The sequence below is a fragment of the Bradyrhizobium sp. HKCCYLS3013 genome (assembly GCF_051167615.1).
GTDB lineage: Bacteria > Pseudomonadota > Alphaproteobacteria > Rhizobiales > Xanthobacteraceae > Bradyrhizobium.
In genome coordinates, this window is the sequence record NZ_JBNPTK010000006.1 from 274743 (window position 1) to 298887 (window position 24145).

Annotated in this window: 20 protein-coding genes; 12 read left to right on the forward strand and 8 right to left on the reverse strand. The window is 66.8% G+C overall.

Annotated features, from left to right (window positions below; genetic code table 11):
• The first annotated feature begins 163 nt into the window (after window positions 1-163).
• The 7 genes from hisB to coaA all read left to right on the forward strand — a co-directional run bounded on the left by hisB (window position 164) and on the right by coaA (window position 4928).
• Window positions 164-757, forward strand: a complete 594-nt coding sequence (gene hisB / locus ACQR1F_RS14045; protein WP_434913305.1) for an imidazoleglycerol-phosphate dehydratase HisB — start codon at window positions 164-166, stop codon at window positions 755-757.
• 27 nt (window positions 758-784) lie between these two features.
• Window positions 785-1309 (forward strand): DUF2628 domain-containing protein, encoded by a 525-nt coding sequence (locus ACQR1F_RS14050; protein ID WP_315800869.1) that lies wholly within the window; start codon window positions 785-787, stop codon window positions 1307-1309.
• On the forward strand, window positions 1306-1956 hold the full coding sequence (gene hisH, locus ACQR1F_RS14055) for an imidazole glycerol phosphate synthase subunit HisH (RefSeq protein WP_316215433.1): 651 nt from the start codon (window positions 1306-1308) through the stop codon (window positions 1954-1956). Before ACQR1F_RS14050 ends, hisH begins: the two co-directional genes overlap by 4 nt.
• Before the next feature lie 59 nt (window positions 1957-2015).
• Entirely contained in the window at window positions 2016-2750 is a 735-nt protein-coding gene (gene hisA, locus ACQR1F_RS14060) for a 1-(5-phosphoribosyl)-5-[(5-phosphoribosylamino)methylideneamino]imidazole-4-carboxamide isomerase (RefSeq protein WP_434913306.1), read from the forward strand.
• Window positions 2751-2761: 11 nt separating this feature from the next.
• The gene (gene hisF, locus ACQR1F_RS14065; RefSeq protein ID WP_316183041.1) at window positions 2762-3538 is read left to right on the forward strand and encodes an imidazole glycerol phosphate synthase subunit HisF; all 777 of its coding nucleotides are present in this window, start codon (window positions 2762-2764) and stop codon (window positions 3536-3538) included.
• A 77-nt stretch (window positions 3539-3615) separates the two neighbouring features.
• On the forward strand, window positions 3616-3939 hold the full coding sequence (locus tag ACQR1F_RS14070; RefSeq protein WP_316183042.1) for a phosphoribosyl-ATP diphosphatase: 324 nt from the start codon (window positions 3616-3618) through the stop codon (window positions 3937-3939).
• A 32-nt stretch (window positions 3940-3971) separates the two neighbouring features.
• The gene (gene coaA / locus ACQR1F_RS14075) at window positions 3972-4928 is read left to right on the forward strand and encodes a type I pantothenate kinase (protein WP_315800864.1); all 957 of its coding nucleotides are present in this window, start codon (window positions 3972-3974) and stop codon (window positions 4926-4928) included.
• Between the two features lie 48 nt (window positions 4929-4976).
• Here coaA and ACQR1F_RS14080 read toward each other — a convergent pair whose 3' ends face one another.
• The 3 genes from ACQR1F_RS14080 to ACQR1F_RS14090 form a co-directional block, all read right to left on the reverse strand.
• On the reverse strand, window positions 4977-7211 hold the full coding sequence (locus ACQR1F_RS14080) for an ATP-binding protein (RefSeq protein WP_434913307.1): 2235 nt from the start codon (window positions 7209-7211) through the stop codon (window positions 4977-4979).
• Between the two features lie 135 nt (window positions 7212-7346).
• Complete coding sequence (locus ACQR1F_RS14085) at window positions 7347-7823, reverse strand: hypothetical protein (RefSeq protein WP_434913308.1); 477 nt, start codon at window positions 7821-7823, stop codon at window positions 7347-7349.
• Window positions 7824-7922: 99 nt separating this feature from the next.
• Window positions 7923-9461, reverse strand: a complete 1539-nt coding sequence (locus ACQR1F_RS14090; protein WP_434913309.1) for a YifB family Mg chelatase-like AAA ATPase — start codon at window positions 9459-9461, stop codon at window positions 7923-7925.
• A gap of 213 nt (window positions 9462-9674) precedes the next feature.
• Here ACQR1F_RS14090 and ACQR1F_RS14095 point away from each other — a divergent pair, with 213 nt between their 5' ends.
• Window positions 9675-10745, forward strand: coding sequence for a DUF2336 domain-containing protein (locus tag ACQR1F_RS14095; RefSeq protein WP_315800860.1), 1071 nt, complete (start codon window positions 9675-9677; stop codon window positions 10743-10745).
• A 19-nt stretch (window positions 10746-10764) separates the two neighbouring features.
• On the opposite strand, the gene ACQR1F_RS14100 is transcribed toward ACQR1F_RS14095, so the two are convergent.
• The 3 genes from ACQR1F_RS14100 to ACQR1F_RS14110 all read right to left on the reverse strand — a co-directional run bounded on the left by ACQR1F_RS14100 (window position 10765) and on the right by ACQR1F_RS14110 (window position 15425).
• Window positions 10765-11553, reverse strand: a complete 789-nt coding sequence (locus tag ACQR1F_RS14100; RefSeq protein WP_409997877.1) for an outer membrane lipoprotein carrier protein LolA — start codon at window positions 11551-11553, stop codon at window positions 10765-10767.
• A gap of 168 nt (window positions 11554-11721) precedes the next feature.
• Complete coding sequence (locus ACQR1F_RS14105; RefSeq protein ID WP_434913310.1) at window positions 11722-14199, reverse strand: DNA translocase FtsK; 2478 nt, start codon at window positions 14197-14199, stop codon at window positions 11722-11724.
• A gap of 11 nt (window positions 14200-14210) precedes the next feature.
• A complete protein-coding gene (locus tag ACQR1F_RS14110; protein ID WP_434838756.1) occupies window positions 14211-15425 on the reverse strand; it encodes an aminotransferase class I/II-fold pyridoxal phosphate-dependent enzyme in 1215 nt (404 codons plus the stop codon).
• Window positions 15426-16312: 887 nt separating this feature from the next.
• On the opposite strand from ACQR1F_RS14110, the gene bamA reads away from it, so the two are divergent.
• Window positions 16313-18817, forward strand: a complete 2505-nt coding sequence (gene bamA / locus ACQR1F_RS14115) for an outer membrane protein assembly factor BamA (RefSeq protein ID WP_434913311.1) — start codon at window positions 16313-16315, stop codon at window positions 18815-18817.
• Between the two features lie 1246 nt (window positions 18818-20063).
• Here the strand turns inward: bamA and ACQR1F_RS14120 are convergent.
• Complete coding sequence (locus ACQR1F_RS14120) at window positions 20064-20822, reverse strand: SDR family oxidoreductase (RefSeq protein WP_434913312.1); 759 nt, start codon at window positions 20820-20822, stop codon at window positions 20064-20066.
• Between the two features lie 179 nt (window positions 20823-21001).
• Between ACQR1F_RS14120 and ACQR1F_RS14125 the strand changes: the two genes are divergently transcribed.
• Complete coding sequence (locus tag ACQR1F_RS14125; RefSeq protein ID WP_434913313.1) at window positions 21002-22528, forward strand: malonate--CoA ligase; 1527 nt, start codon at window positions 21002-21004, stop codon at window positions 22526-22528.
• Window positions 22529-22535: 7 nt separating this feature from the next.
• On the opposite strand, the gene ACQR1F_RS14130 is transcribed toward ACQR1F_RS14125, so the two are convergent.
• The gene (locus ACQR1F_RS14130) at window positions 22536-22793 is read right to left on the reverse strand and encodes a hypothetical protein (RefSeq protein WP_315800854.1); all 258 of its coding nucleotides are present in this window, start codon (window positions 22791-22793) and stop codon (window positions 22536-22538) included.
• A 555-nt stretch (window positions 22794-23348) separates the two neighbouring features.
• On the opposite strand from ACQR1F_RS14130, the gene sdhC reads away from it, so the two are divergent.
• A complete protein-coding gene (gene sdhC / locus ACQR1F_RS14135) occupies window positions 23349-23747 on the forward strand; it encodes a succinate dehydrogenase, cytochrome b556 subunit (RefSeq protein WP_315800853.1) in 399 nt (132 codons plus the stop codon).
• A gap of 20 nt (window positions 23748-23767) precedes the next feature.
• Window positions 23768-24142, forward strand: coding sequence for a succinate dehydrogenase, hydrophobic membrane anchor protein (sdhD, locus tag ACQR1F_RS14140; protein WP_315800930.1), 375 nt, complete (start codon window positions 23768-23770; stop codon window positions 24140-24142).
• Window positions 24143-24145 lie beyond the last annotated feature (3 nt).

A 24145-nucleotide genomic window follows, 5' to 3' on the forward strand; every position in this document is an offset into this window, starting at 1 on the left:
GCTGAGGCGTCGGGATACAATTACCGGGTCCCTGCCCTGCCCTGCCAGGCCTTGAAATCCGCTCACCATGGCCCGAGATCAGGCGTCCGGGGCGTCATCCCGCAGTAGCTAAGGTGTCATCCGCCTGATAAAAGGGCCGCGTTTTCAAGGGAAAGCTGACCCCATGCGTAGCGCGACCATCAAGCGCAAGACCAAAGAGACCGAGATCGAGGTGTCCGTGAACCTCGACGGCACCGGCGTGGTTGATATCGCGACCGGGATCGGCTTCTTCGATCACATGCTGGATCTGCTTGCCCGGCATTCCCGCATCGACATGACCGTCAAGGCGGTCGGCGACCTGCATATCGATTTCCACCACACCACTGAGGATGTCGGCATCGCCCTCGGCCAGGCCGTGCGTCAGTCGCTCGGCGACATGGCCGGCATCACCCGCTACGCCTCGATCCACATGCCGATGGACGAGACGCTGACGCGCGTCGTGATCGACGTGTCCGGCCGGCCGATGCTGGTGTTCCGCACGACCTTCGCGCGCGACAAGATCGGCGAGTTCGACACCGAGCTGGTGCGCGAATGGTTCAATGCCTTTGCCATGAACGCCGGCATCACCTTGCATGTCGAGACGCTGTACGGCGAGAACGCCCATCATATTGCCGAATCCTGCTTCAAGGGTCTGGCCCGGGCGCTGCGAACCGCGCTCGCGATCGACCCGCGCAACAAGGGCGAAGTGCCATCCACCAAGGGTCAGCTCGGCGGCTGACCTCCCTCCTCCCAAGGGAATTTCGACATGCCCGTTTATACGGTTCACGCTCCCCTCGCCGCCGGAGCCGATCTGCGCTCGACCGATCGCTTCGTCTTCATCCGTGACGGCTTCCATTTCTGGGCCGCCGTGCTCGGCGCCGTCTGGCTGGCCTGGCATCGCCTCTGGCTTGCGATGCTGGTCTGGGCCCTGCTGATGATCGCGCTCGACGTCGTCCTGGTACGCGTCGGCGTCAGCGGCGCCGCGATTGCCGGAATCGATCTGTTGCTTGCGATCCTGCTCGGGCTCGAAGCCTCGAGCCTGAAGCGCTGGAGCTATTCGCGCGGCAATTGGCGCCAGCTCGACGTCGTCGTGGCCGACGATCTCGATGCCGCCGAGCGCCGCTTCTTCGAGCGCTGGGCCGCCCGGCGCAGCGATCTCGGCTACAGCAACTACACCGTCGATCGCGGCGCACCGCCGCCCTCGCGTGACAATGGCAATGGGCAGCACCCGCCGCCGCTGCCGCATGCCAGCATCATTGGCTTGTTCCCAGAACCCGGAGGTGGACGATGAGTGTCGCGATCATCGATTACGGCTCCGGCAATCTGCATTCCGCCGCCAAGGCGTTCGAGCGCGCCGCGCGCGGCATGGCGGATCCGCAGAAGGTCGTGGTGACGCGCGATCCGGACACGGTGTATCGCGCTGACCGCATCGTGCTGCCCGGCGTCGGCGCCTTCGCCGACTGCCGCCGCGGACTCGACTCCGTCGATGGCATGCTGGAGGCGATGACCGAGGCCGTGCGCCACAAGGCGCGGCCGTTCTTCGGCATCTGCGTCGGCATGCAGCTGATGGCGACGCGCGGCAAGGAGCACGTCACCACCGACGGCTTCGACTGGGTCTCCGGCGACGTCGAGAAGATCACGCCGCGCGACGAGAGCCTGAAGATCCCGCACATGGGATGGAACACGCTCGATGTGCTGCAAGAGCATCCGGTGCTGGAGCGGCTGCCGCTCGGGCCGAAGGGCCTGCACGCCTACTTCGTGCACTCCTATCACTTGAATGCCGTCAACGAGAACGACGTGCTGGCGCGCGCCGACTACGGCGGTCCGGTCACCGCGATCGTCGGCAAGGACACCGCGATCGGCACGCAATTCCATCCCGAGAAGAGCCAGCGTTTCGGTCTCGCCCTCATTTCCAACTTCCTGAAGTGGAAGCCGTGAGCGCAGCGCGCCTGTCCGTCCAGGAGGCGGGCAGGGCGCTTGCCTGAAAGACAGCTCAGATGATTTTGTTTCCTGCCATCGATCTGAAGAACGGCCAATGCGTGCGCCTGGAGCAGGGCGACATGGCCCGCGCCACCGTGTTCAATCTCGATCCCGCTGCGCAAGCCAAGAGCTTCGCCGACCAGGGCTTCGACTATCTCCACGTCGTCGATCTCGACGGCGCCTTCGCCGGCAAGCCGATGAATGCGCATGCGGTCGAGGCGATGTTGAAAGTCGTCAACATGCCGGTGCAGCTCGGCGGCGGCATCCGCGATCTCGCGACGGTCGAGGCCTGGCTGACCAAGGGCATCACCCGTGTCATCATCGGCACCGCGGCGGTGCGCGATCCCGAGCTGGTGAAGACCGCGGCGAAAGCCTTCCCCGGCCGCGTCGCCGTCGGCCTCGATGCCCGCGACGGCAAGGTTGCGGTCGAAGGCTGGGCCGAGACCTCCGAGGTCACGGCGCTCGACATCGCCAGGCGTTTCGAGGACGCCGGCGTCGCCGCGATCATCTTCACCGACATCGCGCGCGACGGCCTGCTCAAGGGCCTCAACCTCGAGGCCACGATCGCGCTCGGTGATGCCATCTCGATCCCCGTGATCGCCTCCGGCGGCCTGGCCTCGATCGAGGACGTCAAGGCGATGCTGGCACCACGGGCGAAAAAGCTCGAAGGCGCCATCGCTGGCCGCGCGCTCTATGACGGCCGCCTCGATCCCGCGGAAGCACTGGCGCTGATCCGCGCGGCGCGTGCGTAGGAGAAAACAGGATGTTCAAGGTCCGCGTCATTCCCTGCCTCGACGTCAAGGACGGACGGGTCGTCAAGGGCGTCAACTTCGTCAATCTGCGCGACGCCGGCGACCCGGTGGAAGCGGCGATCGCCTATGACGCCGCCGGTGCCGACGAGCTCTGCTTCCTCGACATCACCGCCACCCATGAGAACCGCGGCATCATGCTGGATGTCGTCCGCCGCACGGCGGAGGCCTGCTTCATGCCGGTCACGGTCGGCGGCGGCGTGCGCACCATCGACGACATCAAGACCCTGCTGCGTTCCGGCGCCGACAAGGTCTCGATCAATTCGGCCGCGGTGAGCAGGCGCGAATTCGTCAAGGAGGCGGCCGAGAAGTTCGGCGAGCAGTGCATCGTGGTCGCGATCGACGCCAAGTCCGTGTCGCGGCCTGGCGGCGGAAGCCGCTGGGAGATCTTCACCCATGGCGGCCGCAAATCGACCGGCATCGATGCGCTGGAATATGCCCAGGAGGTGGTATCGCTGGGGGCAGGGGAGATCCTGCTGACCTCGATGGACCGCGACGGCACCCGCCAGGGCTTCGACCTGCCGCTGACCCGGGCGGTCGCCGACAGCGTCCCGGTGCCGGTGATCGCCTCCGGCGGTGTCGGCAACCTCGATCATCTGGTCGACGGCATCCGCGAGGGCCGCGCGACCGCGGTGCTGGCGGCGTCGATCTTCCATTTCGGGGAATTTACCATTCGGCAGGCCAAGGAGCACATGGTGCGCCAGGGCCTGCCGATGCGGCTCGATCCCTGACGACATTGCGTCGCAAAAATGTTAGATGAACGCTGGTCCGGCCGCCGTGGTCGGGCAGGCGTTCCGAGTACCGGCTGATGTCCCGCTTCACGCTTCACGATCTCGCTGCCATCATCGACGCGCGCGCCGCGGCGGGCGGCGAGGCGTCCTATACGCGCAAGCTGCTCGACAAGGGGCCGCCGCAATGCGCCAAGAAGATGGGCGAGGAGGCGGTCGAGACCGTCATCGCCGCTGTTGGCACCGACCGCGAGCATCTGATCTCCGAAAGCGCCGATCTGCTGTTTCATCTGTTGGTGTTGTTGAAGTCGCGCGACGTCCGGCTCGAGGAGGTCGAGGCGGCGCTCGGCAAGCGCACCGGTCAATCGGGGCTGGAAGAAAAGGCGTCGCGCAAGACGGAGTAGGGCGCGGCGGCGGGGAAACGAAGGGCAGCGTCATGGATATGCGCACCACCGAACAACAATATAATCCGTACCGCGTCTTCACCCGCGAACAATGGGCCGAGTTGCGCAACGACACGCCGATGACCTTGGAGCCCGGCGAGTTCTCCAAGCTGCGGTCGATGCACGATCGTCTCGACCTTCAGGAGGTCGAGGACATCTACCTCCCGCTGTCGCGACTGCTGTCGATGTATGTCGACGCGGCGCAGCGGCTGTACTACGCGCAGCGTCAGTTCCTCGGCATCCGCGACCGCAAGATGCCCTACATCATCGGCGTCGCCGGCTCGGTGGCGGTCGGCAAGTCGACCACTGCGCGCGTGCTGCAGGCGTTGCTGACCCGCTGGTCGCCGCGGCCCAAGGTCGATCTCATCACCACCGACGGCTTCCTGTATCCGAACGCGGTGCTGGAGCGGCAGGGCCTGATGCAGAAGAAGGGCTTTCCGGAAAGCTATGACCTGCCGCGGCTGCTCGGCTTTCTGTCCGACATCAAGGCCGGCCGCCATCCGGTGCGCGCGCCGGTGTATTCCCATCTGAGCTACGACATCGTCCCCAATCAGTGGACCGAGATCGACCAGCCGGACATCCTCATCGTCGAAGGCGTCAACGTGCTGCAGACCGGTCCGCTGCCGCGCGACGGCAAGGCCGTGCCGGTCGTCTCCGACTTCTTCGACTTCTCGGTCTATATCGATGCCGACGAGGCGATCCTGCGCAAATGGTACGTCAAGCGCTTCCTGTCGCTGCGCGACACGGCGTTCCATGATCCCAGGTCCTACTTCAACCGCTACGCGCTGCTGTCGGACGAGGAGGCCATCGCCACCGCGATCGCGATCTGGGAGCGCACCAACCTGGCCAATCTCGAGGACAATATCCTCCCGACACGGCCGCGCGCGACCCTGATCCTGAAGAAGGGCGCGGATCACGAGATCGAGACGGTGGCGCTGAGGCGGCTGTAAACGGGGCCGGCGGGCGCGGCGCCGGGCTGATCCGCCCCAACTAATTCCTTACGCTGGCACCTGTCGCGCCGCCGCCAGATTCGCCAGTGCCTCGTCGAGCTTGTCGCGATCGATCGGCTTGACCAGGAACCCATCCATGCCCGCCTCGAAGCAGGCGTAGCGGTCCTCGACCAGCGCGTTGGCCGTCAGCGCCAGGATCGGGGTGCGCCCGCCGGGCTCGCTGGCCTCGATGGCGCGGATGCGCCTGGCGGCAGCAATGCCGTCGAGCTTCGGCATCTGCACATCCATCAGGATCAGATCGTACGGTGCGCCGGCCGAGCGCGCCGCGAGCCAGGAGTCGAGCGCCGCTTCGCCATGCACGGCGATGTCGGCGTGATGGCCGAGCTTGGTCAGCAGCGAGCGCATCAGGAGCGCGTTGATGTCGTTGTCCTCGGCGACGAGGATCGACAGGCCCGCGCCGGCCTGAGCCGCGATCGGCGGCGCGATCGTCGGGACCGGATCGTCGGCGAGGACCGTGCCGTCGGTATCGAAGCTCACGCGCGCGGCGAGCGAGGCGGCCCGCAGCGGCTTGACCAGATAGCCGTGAAACGGCGCCGCCGGTGCCAGCTCGTGGCGGCTCGCCGGCGTCACCAGCACGATCAGCCGTGTCGTATGGTGGTGCGCGACCCGGCCCAGACGCAGCGATTCATCGCTGCCGATGGCGTCGTCGACCAGCACGGCATGCCAGGCGCGTTCGGGCAGCAGGGCCTCCGCCACCTCGGCCTCCGCGACCAGGCAGGTCTGCGCGCCCCAGTTCTGCAGGCGCCGTTCGATCAGCTCGGCCTGCAGCCCGGCCGGCGCGACCAGCATGATCGACTGTCCGGCGAGGTCGGGGCCGCGGAAGCTGTTCTGCTCGCCGCGCTCCAGCGCCGGCGGCAGCGGCACCGCCACCTCGAAGGTCGAGCCGGCGCCGAGCTGGCTTTGCAGCGAAATGCGCCCGCCCATGCGCTTGACGATCCGGTCGGAGATCGCGAGCCCGAGCCCGGTGCCGCCGAAGCTGCGCGCCACGCTGTCGTCGGCCTGCTCGAATTCGCGGAAGATGCGCTCCTGCGCGTCGGCTGCGATGCCGATGCCGGTGTCGCGCACCTGGAAGCTGATCTCGTTCGGCCAGATGCCGGGCTCGGCGATCAGGGCAACGCCGCCCGTCGCGGTGAACTTGATGGCGTTGCCGGCGAGGTTGAGCAGCACCTGCCGCAGCCGCGCCGCGTCGCCCGTCACCCAGGTCGGCAGCCGCTCGTCGAGATAGGCCGCGATCTCCAACTGCTTGGCCTGCGCGCGCGGCGCCAGCAATTCGGTGATCTCCTCGATCAGCGCCGCCAGCGAGAACGGCTGCGCCTCGAGCGCCAGCTTGCCGGCCTCGATCTTGGAATAGTCGAGCAGCTCGTTGATCAGCGACATCAAGGCCTCACCCGAGGTGCGGACCGCCTTGGCGTAGGTCGTCTGCTCCGGCGTGAGCTGCGTGTCGAGCAACAGGCCGCTCATGCCGAGGATGCCGTTCAGCGGCGTGCGGATCTCGTGGCTCGCCATCGCCAGGAAGCGTGACTTGGCGCGGTTCGCGGCGTTGGCCTGGTCGCGCGCCTCCGCCAGCGCGCGCTCGGTTTCGGTGCGGTCGGTGACGTCGCGGCCGACACATTGCAGCAGGGCGGGCTGGCCGGCGTCGGAACGCACGAGCGCCTCGCGCCACGCGATCCAGCGCGGTCCGATCGCGCTCTCGATGCGCTGGTCGTGGACGCGCGTGCCGTTCGGCTCCAGCGCGCTGTCGCCCTGCTCGATCAGCTGGAAGGTGAACGCGCTGCCGAGCAGCTTGTCGCGGTCGAGACCCGCCATCCGGCAATAGGCGTCGTTGACGAAGACGATGGTGCCGTCGCGGGCGCGCATGACGATGAGATCGCCCTGCTGCTCGAACAGATTGCGGGCGCGCTGCTCGGCTTCCTGGAGCTCCCAGTTCCGGTCGGCCAGCACCTCGTTGTGAAGTGCGATCTTGTGCAGCTTCCTGGCGACGAAGCGCAGCCGCATGCTGAGCGTGGCCAGGCCGACGCAGGCGAGCGCGAACAGGAAGCTGGCGCCGATCGCGAAGGCGTGCGGATTGTAGCCGGAGTTCGGGGAGACGCTGGCCTTGATGAAGCCGTAGGCGCCGCCGAAGCCGGCGGAGAAGATCATCAGCGAGCGCAGGATCGCGAAGATGGTGCGGTGACGGCGCATGAACCGGCGCAGGCGCAGCCTGACGTGAAAAATCGGTCCCATCTCGATCATCCCCAGCTTCCGATCCCAATGTCCTCGCCGACCCGCACCATGCGGCGTCGGTATTGCTGAGACTTTGAAAGGTCATGCCCACGCCAGCCGGCGGTGCAGAGATGGTGAACCGGGGGTTAGCCCGAGTCACAGAACCGGATTGGCCGGCGATGAGGAATGATTGCGGGCCGCGACGATCAGTGCGGCGGCGTCCCTGGCCGTCGTGTGGCTGGAGCGGACGTAGATGCGATAGTCGGCGCGGCCATCGGCATCATCGCGGGCGAGATAGATCCGCTGCGAACCCGCAAGGCGATCAGCCGCGATCGCGACGACCTGGGTGGCGGCCGTGATGCCGCAACCCCGATCCTCTTCCACGGGCGCATCGTCGACCACGACGACATCGGCCGCCTCCGGACTGTCCGCCAGGGCCACGCGCACCGTGGCGAGCGCGGGATCGTCGGTGAAGTCGACATGCAGATCGGCGTGGAACGGCGCCGATCCAAGCGAGGCGCTGTCGGCGCCGACGGCAATGCAGGGCTGCGGGGAGGGTGCCAATTCGACCTTGGCAATGACCACGGCCGCGATCAGCGGCACGGCCGAAACGATGACCTTGAAACGCAACATGATACGCACCGACGCGGCAGGCCTGAGGACGAAACGCGGGCCTTATGGTTGTCGGAGCGTAAAGAGAAGTCGTTACCAGAGTGTTGAAGGGGCGGGCAGTCACGCCGCGTGACGATTGTCCTCCGCCAGCGCGCGATACGACAGCGCTTCGGCCAGATGCAGCCGGCCGATCGCCTCGGCGTGATCGAGATCGGCGAGTGTCCGCGCCACGCGCAGCACGCGGTGATAGCCGCGCGCCGACAGCCGCATCGTCTCGGCGGCCTCGCGCAGCAGCTTCTGGCCGGGGGCGTCGAGCTTGGCGATCTCGTCGAGCACGGCGGCGGGCGCTTCGGCATTGGTCCTGACCTGCGGCAGGCCCGCTTTGGCATAGCGTTCGCGCTGCAGGTCGCGCGCGGCGGCGACGCGGGCAGCGACCTCGGCCGAGCCTTCCTTGGACGGCGGCAGGATCAGGTCGGCGGCGGTGACGGCGGGGACCTCGATGCGCAGATCGATGCGGTCCATCAGCGGGCCGGAGATGCGCGTCTGGTAGTCGGCCGTGCAGCGGTCGATGCGGCCGCGCTTGCAGGCATAGCCGGGCTCGAAGGCGTTGCCGCAGCGGCATGGATTCATCGCCGCGACCAGCATGAAGCGGGCAGGGTAGGTGACGCGGTGGTTAGCGCGCGAGATCGAGACCTCGCCGTTCTCCAGCGGCTGGCGCAGCGAATCCAGCACGCGCGGATCGAACTCCGGCAACTCGTCGAGGAACAGCACGCCCTGATGCGCCAGCGAGATCTCGCCGGGGCGGGCGCGCAGGCCGCCGCCGGTCAGCGCCGCCATGCTGGCGGAATGATGCGGGCTGCGGAACGGCCGCCGGTTGGTCAGCGCGCCGCCCTCGATCTCGCCGGCGACCGAGGCGATCATCGACACTTCCAAGAGCTCGGCCGGCGACAGCGGCGGCAGGATCGAGGGCAGCCGCGCCGCCAGCATCGACTTGCCGGCGCCGGGCGAGCCGATCATCAAGAGATGATGCCCGCCGGCGGCGGCGATCTCGAGCGCGCGCTTGCCGCTCTCCTGGCCCTTGATGTCGCGCAGGTCGAGCAGGCTGGCAGGCGCCTCCTGGATCTTAGGCTGCGGCCGCGACAGCACCTGCGTGCCCTTGAAATGGTTGGCGATCTGGATCAGCGATGTCGCCGCGATGATCTGCAGATCGGGGCTCGCCCACGCCGCCTCGGCGCCGCAGGCGGCCGGGCAGATCAGGCCTTCCTCGCGGCCATTGGCGCCGATGGCGGCGGGCAGCACGCCGGCGACCGGCGCGATCGAGCCGTCGAGGCCGAGCTCGCCGAGCACGGTGAATCCGCCGAGCGCATCCGGTGGAATGGCGCCGATCGCGGCCATCAGGCCGAGCGCGATCGGCAGATCGTAATGGCTGCCTTCCTTCGGCACGTCGGCCGGCGCCAGGTTCACGGTGATCCGCCGCGCCGGCAGCGCCAGCCCGGAGGCGATCAGCGCCGAGCGCACCCGCTCGCGCGCTTCCGACACCGCCTTGTCCGGCAGCCCGACAATCGTGAACGCCGGCAGTCCCGGCGCGACCTGGACCTGCACGTCGACCGCGCGGGCCTCGATGCCTTCGAAAGCGACGGTGGAAACGCGCTGGACCATGATGCCCCTCCCGTCTGGGCATTGTTCGCAAGAACAATACGGGAACATTGTCGTTGCCGCGCTCTGCTGCAATCCATTAACGACAGCCGCGTGAGGTTGCAGCTCCGGCCGCTGGGCTTAACGCCCCTTTAGTCCGGCCTTCGCATTCTTCCGCAATCGATGATCGACCCGCGCCTCCGTCACGGCCGAGAGGCGCCCAACGAGGGACGTGTGATGCCTCCAGCGCCTGCGGCAGCTCCGACCGCCAAGACGCCCGCCGGTGATGCGCGGACGGTGTCCGAGCTCGCCACCGACATGCTGCGCCGGACCACCAGCCTGTTCCTGGCCGGTCCACGGCCGGCGTCCGCCGAGCAGCTCGATCTCTACGATCAGATGTTTGCCCGGCTGATGCCGCAGGTCGCGACCGAGCTGCTGGCCGAGCTGAGCATGGCGCTCGCCGGCGTGGAGCGCGCGCCTTACGCGACGGCGCGGATGCTCGCCGTTCACCCCGAATTGCGCGTCGCCGGGCCGATGCTGGCCAAGGCGGCGGTGCTCACCGAGCGCGACCTCGCCGAGTTCATCCGCACCGGCAGCCCGGCGCATCTGGCCGCGATCGCCAGCCGCAGGGGCATCGGCGACGCCCTCACGACGCAGCTGATCGCGCGCGGCTTTCCGGCGGTGCGCATGGCGCTGGCGCAGAACCTCACGTCAAAGCTGTCCGAGGACGGCTATCGCAGCCTGTTCAAGATCGCCGAGCGCGACGAGGATCTCGCCGAGAAGCTCGCGCTGCGCACCGACCTGCCGGCCAAGCTGTCGCGCGCCTTCGTCGCCGCGGCCAGCGAGGGCGCCCGCGCCCGCTTCATCAAGGCCGCACCGCCGGCGACCCGCGCGACCCTTCAGGCGACGCCGACCCGCTCGCCCGGCGCGGCGATGCGCGCGATCTGGGACTATCAGCAGGTCAAGGCTGAGGTCGCCGCCCTCAGCCGCACCGGCAAGCTCGGCGACTCCGCCGTCAACCGCTTCTGTGCCACCGGCGATTTCCCTGCCGTGATCGCGGCGCTGGCGCTGCTCTGCGTCGTCACCATCGAGACGATCGAGACGCTGCTGGAGGAGGATCGCCTCACGGATCTGCTGCTGGCCTGCAAGGCGGCACGGCTGAGCTGGGCGACGACGTCGATGATCCTGCGCGACCGGCCCGGCTGCGACGCGCTTCCAGCCGATGACCTCGAAGAGGCGCGCAAGCGCTTCGAGAAGCTTGCGCTGTCCGAAGCGCAGTGGAAGGTGCGCGGGCTCGAATCGCGCTGAGCGAGCGCGGGAAGCGGCGTCAGCCCGGCGGGGTCGACGGGTAGGCCGTGAAGTCGATCTTGAACATCGCCGGGTCGAGCTTCTTGGTCGTATCGAGATTGTAGACGGCAATCGTGGTGTCGTAGCCCTGCGGATCGGTCACGGTCCACTGCTTGAGCTGACCGTCCTTGGCGCCGAGCATCAGCATCAGCCGGCTGGTGCCGATCAGGGCCTGCTTCTCCTCGATCGTGATCGTGACGTAGAGGTCGTCGGCGGCGACCGCGATCACATTGGTGTCCTTCAACAGGTCGATGCGGTCGGACAAGAGATAGCGCAGCGGCGTCTGCGACAGCGGATAGACGTCCTGGGTGGCGAGCTTGCGGTCGCGCACCACCAGCGAGGAGCCGTCGGCGATGATGTCGATCGGGGTCGGCGGGTCATATTCGAAGCGGACCTTGCCGGGCTTCTGGATGTAGAAATCACCCTTGGTCTTGCTGCCGTCCGGGCCGACCTGAACGAAATTCCCGACCAGCGTCTGCAGCGACGACAGATAGGCGCTGACCTTGGCCGCCTGCGCCTTCTGGTTGGCGTCGAACGAGGTGAAGATGCTGGCCGGCACGTTGCGCCGGGGATCGGGAATGACCGGATTGGGCGGGGCCGTCTGCGTGGTCGAGGGGCTCTGGCCGGCCCGCTGCTGGTCGGAGGCGCTGAGCTGGGAGCCGCTCTTCGGGCCTGATTTCGGAGCCGGCGTGCCTTGCGCGGCGGCGTGACCGGACGCTCCGGCGATGGAGCATGTCGTCACGGCGCAGGCGACCAGCCAGGCGCCGATCCGGCGCCCGCGCCAAGCTGCGTGATACGAAAACGTGCTGTTCAACAAGGAGCTTTTCAAAACGACGTCCTGAGGTTTTACGCGTTCTATCCCGGTTCGGCCGGGCAGCGTGATCGTAATCGCGTGAAGATCGGGCACCGAAGCGGCGTTTCTGCGGCCATCGGGCCGTCAGAACCCGCCTTCCTCCTCGGGCACCAGGATCTCGCGCTTGCCGGCGTGGTTGGCCTGGCCGACGATGCCTTCCTGTTCCATCCGCTCCATCAGCGAAGCGGCCTTGTTATAGCCGATCTGCAGCCGCCGTTGAATGTAGCTGGTGGAGGCCTTGCGGTCGCGCTTGACCACGGCGACCGCCTGCGAGAACAGGTCGTCGCCGCCGCCACCGCCGCCCATGCCGGTGGCGTCGAACACGGCGCCATCCTCCTCGCTCGGCTCCTCGGCGGTGACCGCCTCGAGATATTCCGGCGAGCCCTGGGCCTTGAGATGCTTGACCACCTTCTCGACCTCCTCGTCGGAGCAGAACGGGCCGTGCACGCGGCTGATGCGGCCGCCGCCGGCCATGTAGAGCATGTCGCCCTGGCCGAGCAGCTGCTCGGCGCCCATCTCGCCCAGGATGGTGCGGCTGTCGATCTTCGACGTCACCTGGAAGGAGATGCGGGTCGGGAAGTTGGCCTTGATGGTGCCGGTGATGACGTCGACCGACGGACGCTGCGTCGCCAGGATGACGTGCAGGCCGGCGGCGCGCGCCATCTGGGCGAGGCGCTGCACCGTGCCCTCGATGTCCTTGCCGGCGACCATCATCAGGTCGGCCATCTCGTCGACGATGATGACGATGTAGGGCAGGGGATCGAGGTCGAGCTTCTCTTCCTCGTAGATCGCCTTGCCGGTCTCCTTGTCGAAGCCGGTATGGACGGTGCGCGTCAGCTCCTCGCCCTTGGCGCGCGCTTCGCCGAGGCGGGCGTTGTAGCCGTCGATGTTGCGCACGCCGAGCTTGGCCATCTTCTTGTAGCGCTCCTCCATCTCGCGCACGGCCCATTTCAGCGCGACCACGGCCTTCTTCGGGTCGGTCACGACGGGCGTGAGGAGATGCGGGATGCCGTCATAGACGGAAAGCTCGAGCATCTTCGGGTCGACCATGATGAGGCGGCACTGATCGGGGCGCAGCCGATACACCAGGCTCAGGATCATGGTGTTGATCGCGACCGACTTGCCCGAGCCGGTGGTGCCGGCGATCAGCATGTGCGGGGTGCGGGCGAGATCGATGATGATGGATTCGCCGCCGATGTTCTTGCCGAGGCACAGCGGCAGCTTTGCGACGCTCTCGGTCGCCTCCTTGGCCACCAGCAGCTCGCGCAGGTACACCTTCTCGCGATGCACGTTGGGCAGCTCGATGCCGATGGCGTTGCGGCCGGGCACGACGGCGACGCGCGCCGACAGCGCGCTCATCGAGCGGGCGATGTCGTCGGCCAGGCCGATCACGCGCGACGACTTGATGCCGGGCGCGGGCTCCAGCTCGTACAGCGTGACGACCGGGCCGGGATGCGCCTTGACGATCTCGCCGCGCACCCCGAAATCCTGCAGCACGCCTTCCAGCGCGCGCGAATTGGCCTCCAGCTCGCTCTTCGACAGCGGCTGGCGGTCGGAGGATTTCGGCGCCGCCAGCATCGAGACCGAGGGCAGATCGTATTTGTCGTTGGACTTTTTCGCAGGAGTCTTCGGCGCCGGCTTCTTGCGCGACTTCGGAGCGGGCTCCTCCTCCTCTTCTTCGTCCTCGCCCTCCTCGGCTTCTTCCTCGTCGCCGCCGTCCTCGTCCATCTCGGGCGCGAGCGTCGGCTTGCCCTGGCCGCGGCCGAGGCTCGGCTCCTGCCGGCCTGCGGCGGCGGCGCGCGGCTGCGGTCCTGACGACACCAGCGCGCGGTAGGCCGTGCTGAGGAACCAGACGACCTGCGCCTTGGCGCTCATGATGGCGTGGAACACCCAGCCGAGCCGGATCGCCTTGCGGTCGTCGTCGTCCTCGGGGTCGGCCAGCGGCGTGTCGTCGTCCTCGTCCGCGAGCAGGCTCGGATCGGCTTCCTTCGCGCCCATGCCGCCGGCCACCAGCAGGCAGCCGATCATGGCAACCAGAAGAAGGGCGCCGAGCACCAGCCGATAGATCACGCCGGGCGGTCCGAACACCACGGCCGGTGCGCGCACCATGGCATCGCCGACGACACCGCCGAGACCGGTCGGCAGCGGCCAGGCATGCGAGCGCGGCCAGCAGCTGGCAAAGCCGGCGGCGATGACGGCGCCGAGCACCCAGGCGCCGAAGCGGAGCGCCTCGCGGTCGAACGGCCGGTGCGTCATCATCCGCCAGCCGCGGATCGAAAGCGGCAGGATCGCCATGATCGAGCCGAGACCGAGGATCTGCATCAGCAGATCGGCACTGATCGCGCCGGGATAGCCGACGATGTTGCGGATCGCGCGCGAGGTGGCGTGGCTCAGGCTGGGGTCCTGCACCGACCACGTCATCAGCGCCGCCGCGGCCACGCCGCACAGCGCGATCAGGCAGAGGCCCGCGAGCTCGCGCAGCCGCCGCACCAGCGCGTCGCGCAGCGACGTCGGCAGGTGGTTGACCAGGGGAATGACTCGTTCGATCGCCGGCATCTGCATCAGCCCCGCGATTATCCCAGGACCTCGACCAGCCGGTGCAACGCCTCACCGGTGGATTCGGCATCGGCCACCAGCGCCAGCCTGATGTAGCCGAGGCCCGGATTGAAGCCGTCGGCCTGCGGCCGCGCCAGGTAGCTGCCGGGCACCACGCGCACGCCGGCGTCGCGATACAGCCGCAACGTCACCTCCTCGTCGCCGCCGCGCTCAGTGACGTCGAGCCAGACGCAGAAGCCGCCATCGGGCCGCCTGTAGCCATAGCGGTTGCCGATGATCTGGTCGGCGAGGTCGAACTTGGCGCGGTACAGCCGCCGGTTCTCCTCGACATGGGCCTCGTCGGCATAGGCGGCGACCGCCACGTGCTGCAGCGGCACCGGCACCTGCGGCGCCGCGACGTTGCGCAGCTCGTGAAAGCCCGCGAGGAATCGGCGGTCGCCGGCGGCGAAGCCGATCCGCATGCCCGGCACGTTGGAGCGCTTCGACAGTGACTGGAACGCGACCACATTGGTGTAGTCGGGCCCGGCATGCTCCAGCATGCTGCCGGGCGCCGCCTTCGTGTAGATCTCCGAATAGCATTCGTCGCTGAAGATCAGGAAGCCGTAGGCGTTGGCGAGCCGGACCAGCTTGCGCATATAGTCCGCTGATGCCACCGAGCCCTGCGGGTTGGCCGGCGTCGCGAGGTAGAACGCGATCGTGCGCGACAGCGTCGCCTCGTCGATCGCATCGAGGTCCGGCAGAAAGCCGTTCTCGCGCGTCGTCGGCAGATAGATGGAGTCGCAGCCGGCGGTGCGCGCGCCGACGCCATACACCGGATAGAACGGGTTCGGCATCAGGATCGCGGGCTTGCCGCGGCGCGGGCCGACATGGCGGAGCGCGGCATGGGCGGCGAAGAACAGGCCCTCGCGGCTGCCGTTGAGGACCAGGATCTCGTGCTCGGGATCAACAGCGCGCGGCAGCGCGAATCGGCGCGACAGCCAGCCGGCGGCCGCCTTGCGGAACGGCTCGATGCCCTTGGCCGCGGGGTAGCGGCCGAACTCGGCGATGTGCTGGGCCAGCACCGGCCCGACGAAGCCCGGCACCGGATGCTGCGGCTCACCGACGGCGAGCGTGATCATCGGCTTGCCCGGCTTGTAGGGGGCGAGCAGCTCGTTCAGCCGCGCAAACGGCGAGCGTTCGCTCTCCGAATGGCTGGCGCCAGCGGGCGCGGGGGATGAAGCGGTCATTGCCATACGTAAAACGCGCGCCAAACCAGTGGAAGCCGCCGATCGCCCATGAACCGGTGCCTTTAGCGGTCACCATAGGTGGGGCGAGGTTAAGACGCGATTAACCATCGGCGCTGCCGCCCGTTTTGATCGGTTTTCCCGCCCCGATCCAGAGGCAATTTCGCAACAGCGGCGGACATTGTGGTGATTCGGGGGGCGGAGGGAACCGTCTCATTTGGCTAGGCCCAAGCCGCCGCCAGCGCGCTGCCCGATACAGCGCCCTCGCCCCTTGTGGGAGAGGGCATCGCTGGCCCATCCGCGAGCGCGGTTGGGTGAGGAGGGGTCTCTCCACGGGCTGAACTTGTGGAGAGATACCCCTCACTCAACCGCGCCTGCCGCACGCTCATACATGCCCTCTCCCACAAGGGGAGAGGGCGCATTCATAAGCACCGCCGCAGATGACAAAAACGGGCGGCCCGGTGCGCCGGAATATCAATGGGAATCTGCGCGCACCGGGCCTTGGCCGAACTACTTGGGGGCTTAGTTCGGGTGATGGTCAATTAGCACCCTGGTTTTTCCCTTGTATTGCCAACTTCCGAAGATTTGTAGAATTTGATTTCGGAAGCCACCGAGTGCGGCGTGGATGGACCAATTGCTTAACGGAGATGTCCGCCTCCGCCGTGGCTTTCCGGTCGCAGCGCGGCCGACGCACTTATTAGCGTGTCGCACGCTTTGTCGACCCGCCGGGCCGAGAATCTTGTCTGGCCGGACATAATCAGCCACATCCAGAATCATCAGACATTTCGCGAAACGAGATCGGCGCATCGCGACCATGATTGGCGGGCATCAGCGATTCCCGTGGCGTGCCGGCGAATGCGTGCGCGCCGAGGACTCTGACTTTCGAAAGAGCGTCGATGATGCGTCTGAGACTGCCGGGCGTGTTTGCCCTGATCATGCTGGCCCTGCCAATGACCGCGCCGCCCTGCATCGCCATGGCTGCGCCGGCCGCGGTTGCTACTTTGATTACCGTCGAGGGCAACCGGCGCGTCGAATCCGACACCATCCGCTCCTACTTCAAGCCCGGCCCGTCCGGGACGCTGGATGCCGGCCAGGTCGACGACGGTCTCAAGGCGCTGGTCGAGACCGGCCTGTTCGCCGACGTGAAGATCGACCGGCAGGGCGGCCGGCTGATCGTGCGCGTTGTCGAGAATCCCGTGATCGGCCGCGTCGCCTTCGAGGGCAACAAGAAGGTCAAGGACGAGCAGCTCACGGCGGAAGTGCAGTCGAAGCCGCGCGGCACGCTGTCCCGTCCGATGGTGCAGTCCGACGCGCAGCGCATCGCCGAGATCTATCGCCGCTCCGGCCGCTACGACGTCCGCGTCACGCCCGAGATCATCGAGCAGCCCAACAACCGCGTCGATCTCGTCTTCACCATCGAAGAGGGCGTCAAGACCGGCGTGAAGTCGATCAGCTTCGTCGGCAACAACGCCTATTCCGCCGCGCGCCTGCGCGACGTGATCAAGACCCACGAATCGAACTGGCTCAGCTTTCTCGGCAACAACGACGTCTACGACCCCGATCGCGTCGAGGCCGATCGAGACCTGATTCGCCGGTTCTATCTGAAGAACGGCTATGCCGACGTTCAGGTCGTCGCGGCGCTCAGCGAATATGATCCGGACCAGAAGGGCTTCCTGGTCACGTTCCAGATCGAGGAGGGCCAGCAATACCGCGTCAGCTCGGTGCAGTTCCAGTCGAGCGTCGCGGCGCTCGACGCCAACACGCTGCGCGGCTATTCGCGCGTCAATGTCGGCGCGCTCTACAACGTCGAGCAGCTCGAGAAGTCGGTCGAGGAGATGCAGATCGAGGCCTCGCGTCGCGGTTTTGCCTTTGCCGTCGTGCGTCCGCGCGGCGACCGCAATCTGGAAGCGCATACGGTCGCGATCGTGTTCCAGGTCGACGAGGGCCCACGCACCTATATCGAGCGCATCACCATCCGCGGCAACACCCGCACCCGCGACTATGTGATCCGGCGCGAGTTCGATCTGTCCGAGGGCGACGCCTACAACCGCGCGCTGGTCGACCGTGCCGAGCGCCGGCTGAAGAACCTGGATTTCTTCAAGGACGTGAAGATCACCGCAGAGCCGGGCTCGTCGAGCGATCGCGTCATCCTCGTGGTCAATCTGGAGGAAAAGTCGACCGGCGATTTCTCGATCTCGGGCGGCTATTCCACCACCGACGGCGCCCTGGCCGAGGTCTCGATCTCCGAGCGCAATTTCCTCGGCCGCGGCCTGTACGCCAAGGCGGCGGTCACCTACGGACAATATACCCGCGGCGTGTCGCTGTCCTTTGTCGAGCCCTATCTGCTGGACTACCGCGTGGCGCTCGGGCTGGACGTCTCCTATCGTCAGCAGCTCGCCAACAGCTATACGAGCTACGGCACGCGCACGATCGGCTTCAGCCCGCGGCTCGGCTTCCAGCTGCGCGAGGACCTGTCGCTGCAGCTGCGCTACTCGCTGTACCGGCAGGAGATCACGCTGCCGTCCTATCTGGCGAACTGCAACAACAACAACGCCAACGGCCTGCTCGCCTTCAATCCGACCCCGGCCTATATCCAGAGCGTGCTCGGCGGCGTCGATCCGACCAACGCGACCAGCTCCGGCGTCTATGGCTATGGCTGCTACGGCGACGGCGAATCCAGCCTGGCGGTGCGCAAGGAGCTGAATGACGGCGCCGCGCTGACCTCGGCGCTCGGCTACACTCTGACCTACAACACGCTCGACAACACCAAGAACCCGACCGACGGCCTGCTGATCGACTGGCGGCAGGATTTCGCCGGCGTCGGCGGCAATGTCAGCTATCTGAAGTCGGCGGTGGACGCGAAATATTACACCCCGCTGGTCGCCGATATCGTCAGCGTCATCCATCTGCAGGGCGGCATGCTGAACAAGATCGGCGACAAGGACCTGCGCATGCTCGACCACTACCAGATGGGCCCGACGCTGGTGCGCGGCTTCGCGTCCAACGGCATCGGGCCGCGCGACATCACCTATCGCAGCCTCGGCGCCACCGGCGATTCGCTGGGCGGCACCAAATATTGGGGCGCCTCCGCCGAGCTGCAGATGCCGTTCTGGTTCCTGCCCAAGGAAGTCGGCCTCAAGGGCGCCGTCTATGCCGACGCCGGCTCGCTGTGGGGCTATCAGGGCCCGACCTCCTGGGCCGCCACCGGCGAGGTCAACTCGGCCGCCTGCAAATGCGGCATGCTGTATGACGACAGCAAGGTCGTGCGCTCCTCCGTCGGCGTCGGCCTGATCTGGGCCTCCCCGTTCGGCCCGCTCCGCTTCGACTACGCGGTGCCGCTGTCCAAGGGCAAATACGACGTCACCCAGGAATTCCGGTTCGGCGGCGGCACGTCGTTCTGAGGGCGGGTGCAGATTGCCTGATCGATCCTTGAGCGTTTGAACCTCGCCCGCCAATTCCAACCGCGGTGCGCACCCCTCCCCCTTGCGGGGAGGGGTCGGGGGTGGGGGGGCCACGAATTCCGCTGTCGATGAGAGTCGATGCCCATGTCTTGATAGCGACGGGCCAGCCGTTTTGCTGATCGTACGACGCGCGCCACTGGATTCATCGCCCTGACCGACCGGGTTGATCCCTGACATTTTGGACCGGGCTGACTCCTGACAGTATTCGATCACTGCTGTTTTGTCTCCGCCGTTTCCTGCGCGACGCGGAGCCGCGCACGCGGCGGAGCAAAGCGCAGGAAACGGCGGTCGCGGTCGATGAAGCCGAGGTCTCGGCCGTAGAAGCGGACGATGTGGCTGTCGGTCTCATGCGAGATCGCCTGACGTCGCTCGCATCCCTCCCATGCGCAAACTGCCCGTCGTGTTAGTTTGTCGCGATATTCGGCCTTGCGCCGTCGGGCAAATCACCTGCACATTTCCGCGCGTCCCTGCTGCCGCATGAGGGGCGTGTCGCGACCGTCACGAGACGTTGGCAGTGGGATGCGATGGGCGTGTGTGGCTGCAGCGTGGATCCGTCTGCGCGGACGAACGGCGATGCACGCACGGTCAAGTCGCGCGGTCCTGATATCCCGACGCTGATATCAAGCGGGTGGCGATGCCCTGGCGTGTCGCGCTCGTGATGGTGGCCAGCAAGCCGGCGCACCAGGGAGAACGCGAAGCAGCCGTTAAAACCGTTGCGCAGGGAGGGCCGGGTGTGTTCGGCCAGACCTGTGGTACCTGCCGCCTGCATTTTCTTTCGCAGGCGGGCCACGGGCGCGGCCAGCGCCCGGCCTTCCCTGCGCCCTCTGTTTGTTTGAGGGCGATGAGTTTCAGCACAGCTCGGGCGCACCGTGTCGCGAGGATGAGACCGCACGATTTCAATCTGCTTTTCGGAGGCGGCGCTCGATGCGCCAACCTCCACTGTCGTCCCGGACAAGCGCGAAGCGCGCAGATCCGGGACCCATAACCACAGGGCTAAGTTGTCGTGCTCGATACTGGCCGCCTGCCTGTTTCAGACATCACGCGGTATGGGTCCCCGCGTTCGCGGGGACGACACCGGTGGGGTCGCGCGTGATAGGCCCGCCCGACAGTGGTTATCCCGTGAGACCAGGCCCGAGGTCCTCTGTCGTTGTAGGGAACGTTCGGCATGTTTGATATGCAAGCCCCCTCAATCCCTGTTGCCCGGCGTCTGGATGAACCCCCGATTCCAAGTCGGGCTGATGAGGATCTCGTTGATGCACACGCGCGGCGGCATGTTCGCGACGAAAGCAATGGTGCGGCCGAGATCCTCCGGCTGCAGCATCCGCGCCTGCTCCTCCGCGCTCGGCACCACAGGGCGCTGCTCCAGGATCGGCGTCGCGACTTCGCCCGGCATCAGGCAGCACGCGCGCAAGCCATTCACACATTCTTCCATGTTGAAGGAGTGCGTCAGCGCCAGCACCGCGTGCTTGGTCGAGGTGTAGGCCGGCCCCGGCATCTTCGAGACGTGGCGCCCGGCCCAGGACGAGACGTTGATGATGGTGCCGTCCGCTTGCGCGCGCATCGCCGGCAGCACTGCCTTCATGCAATACAGCACGCCGTTGAGATTGATCTCGACGAGCTGGTTCCAGCCGTCGAGCGTCATGTCGTCCCAGCGCCGCCTCGGTACGTTCACGCCGGCGGAGTTCACCAGGAGATCGATGCGGCCGTGCCGCATCAGGATGGCATCGGCGGCGGCCTGCACGTCCGCCGCCTTGGCGACGTCCAGCACTGCAGCTTCGGCCGTGCCGCCGCTCGCCGCGATCCGCGCCACCGCGGAGTCGAGCGCCGCCTTGCGACGGCCCGACACCACGACCGTCCAGCCATCGGACGCCAGCGCCAGCGCGCCGGCCTCGCCGATGCCCGTGCCGCCGCCCGTGATCCACGCGATCCGTTTCCCTTTGGTCATATCTTGGCGTCTCCCGTTGCCTTTGAAAGGGCGTTTTTGCTAAGGCAGCCTCGATCAGAGACGGCAACCCTGGCGACATCGCCGGTGCCATCCGCCGTCCCAGCCCTTTTCGTCTTCGTCGAGCATCATGTTCCGCAGGCTGGCACTGCCGGCGGGCCACCGCTCCAGGGGAATGTCGCATGAACCAAGCCGCCAACGCCAATCTGTTCTCCCGCCTGTTCGACGGTCTCGACGATCCCAGCCGTCTCGCGATCGAGACCCATGACGGCCGGCGCATCACCTACGGCGATCTGATCGCGCGCGCGGGCCAGATGGCGAACGTGCTGGTGGCCCGTGGCGTCAAGCCCGGCGATCGCGTCGCGGCACAGACCGAGAAGTCGGTGTCCGGCCTGGTGCTCTATCTCGCCACGGTCCGCGCCGGCGGCGTCTATCTGCCGCTCAACACCGCCTACACGCTCAACGAGCTCGACTATTTCATCGGCGACGCCGAGCCGACCGTGGTGGTGTGCGATCCGTCGAAAGCCGAGGGCATCGGTGCGCTTGCGGCCAAGGTCGGCGCCAAGGTGGAGACGCTGGATGCGTCGGGCAGGGGCTCGCTGACCGAAGCGGCCGACAAGGCCGACAAGGCGTTCACCACCGTGTCGCGCGGCGCCGATGACCTGGCGGCGATCCTCTATACGTCGGGCACGACCGGCCGCTCCAAGGGCGCGATGCTGTCTCACGACAATCTCGCCTCGAACTCGCTGACCCTGATCGACTACTGGCGCTTCACCAAGGACGACGTGCTGATCCACGCGCTGCCGATCTATCACACCCACGGCCTGTTCGTGGCCAGCAACGTGACGCTGTTCGCGCGGGCCTCGATGATCTTCCTGCCCAAGCTCGATCCCGACCTGATCATCAATCTGATGGCGCGCGCCACCGTGCTGATGGGCGTTCCGACCTTCTACACGCGGCTGTTGCAGAACCCGCGGCTGTCGAAGGAGACGACCAGTCACATGCGTCTCTTCGTCTCCGGTTCGGCGCCGCTGCTCGCCGACACGCACCGCGAATGGTTCGCGCGCACCGGCCATGCCGTGCTCGAGCGCTACGGCATGACCGAGACCAACATGAACACGTCGAACCCGTATGAGGGCGAGCGCGTGCCCGGCGCGGTCGGCTTCCCGCTGCCCGGAGTCTCGGTGCGCGTCACCGATCCGGAGACCGCGAAGGAGCTGGCGCGCGACGAGATCGGCATGATCGAGGTGAAGGGCCCGAACGTGTTCAAGGGCTATTGGCGCATGCCGGAGAAGACCAAGTCGGAATTCCGCGACGACGGTTTCTTCATCACCGGCGATCTCGGCAAGATCGACAAACAGGGCTACGTCCACATCGTCGGACGCGGCAAGGACCTCGTGATCTCCGGCGGATTCAACGTCTATCCGAAGGAGATCGAGAGCGAGATCGACGCCATGCCGGGCGTGGTCGAGTCCGCCGTCATCGGCGTGCCGCATCCCGATTTTGGCGAAGGTGTCACGGCGGTCGTGGTGCGCCATCCCGGCGCTGATGTCAGCGAGGCCGGCGTGCTCAAGGGTCTCGACGGCCGACTGGCGAAATTCAAGATGCCCAAGCGCGTGTTCGTGGTCGACGAGCTGCCGCGCAATGCGATGAGCAAGGTGCAGAAGAACGTGCTGCGTGATCAGTACAAGGACATCTATACGAAGTGACGGCGGCCTAGCGCCGTCGTCCGATCGCGAGGCCGGCGAGCGCGGCCAGCGGCGGCGCGGCGCAGATCAGCACGAATTCGAGCACGGCGAGCGAGGCAATCTCATGCTGGATGGCCAGCGCGAGACAGGCGGCGAACAGGCCGGCGGCGGCGAAGCCGAGCACGCAGGTCAGGGGCTCCTCGACGGGCTCGTGCGACGACACCTTGCGCGCCGGCAGTTCCGCCGGGCGTTCAGTGGCTGTCGGTCGCACCGTCGGCAGCGGCATCGAGGCTCCCTGCACCGCGTCTGTTGCACCTCGTTGAGACTAGGCTGCTTCGCCGGGTGGCGACATGCGGCAAAATCGACCGGCGGAGGGCCATGTGCGCGGCGAGGAACGCGGGAGATCGAGGCGCTTTTGCTGCCGCGCGGGCCGGCGCCGAGACAGGTTGTTGCTCCGCGTATCGCTCCGGGCAGGTTTGCAGAATCATCAGATGGCGCTGGCTGTTGTCGCGAAACCGCTCGCTCAGGACCATCGTTAAGCGGTGAATCAGTGCTCGGCGATCGGCGCTATTCAGCTGTTCCGCCACGTTGGCAACGGCCTGGGAGAGGAGGTAGCAATGAATAGTGGTTCGCTGCATCAAGTCGCGACCGGTTTCTGGTATACCACGGCGGCGATTGATCCTTTTCCTTCGGGCCGCCTAGTACTGAATCCGCGTTCTATTTTGAGCGATTTGTTCGTTGCAACGCCTGTTCCTTCTCCGTAAATAAAGGCCGCCTTGCCGATCCACACGGCCGCAAGCCCCCCGCGTTCACGGCCCACAAGAAATCATCAAAGCAACCAATGACAGCCAGGATCGAACGACCGCTTTCGCCGCATCTGCAAACCTACCGCTGGACGCTGACGATGATCCTCTCGATCGTCCATCGCGCCACCGGGGTTGCACTATATTTCGGGACGCTGCTGCTGGCCTGGTGGTTGATCGCCGCCGCGTCTGGTCCCAGCGCCTACTCCTACGTCCAGGGCTTCATGGGCAGCTTCCTCGGCCGCCTGATCGTGTTCGGCTACACCTGGGCGCTGCTGCACCACCTGCTGTCCGGCATCCGCCACTTCGTCTGGGACCTCGGCTACGGCTTCAAGCCCAATGAGCGCGAGGCGCTGACCTGGGGTGCCCTGATCGGCGGCATCACCTTGACCGTCCTGGTGTGGATCGTGGCTTACGCGGTGGGAGGCGGCCGATGAGCAACGCACGCGCGAAATCGATGCGGACCCCGCTCGGCCGCGTCCGCAACCTCGGCGCAGCGCATTCCGGCACCGGCGACTTCTGGCGCCAGCGCATCACCGCCGTCGCCATGACCCTGCTGATCGTGCCGGTCGTCGTGGTCGTGATCATGCTGCTCGGCCGCAACCAGGCCGGCGCGGTCCAGATCCTGGGCTCGATTCCGATCGCCGTGATCATGCTGCTGTTCGTGATCGCGAGCTGCTGGCACATGAAGATCGGCATGCAGGTCGTGATCGAGGACTACGTCCACAGCGAGCCGCTCAAGCTCGTTGCGATCATGGCCAATAACTTCTTTGCGGTGACCGTGGCGCTCGCCTCGATCTACGCCCTCATCAAACTGTCCACTGGAGTCTAGCCC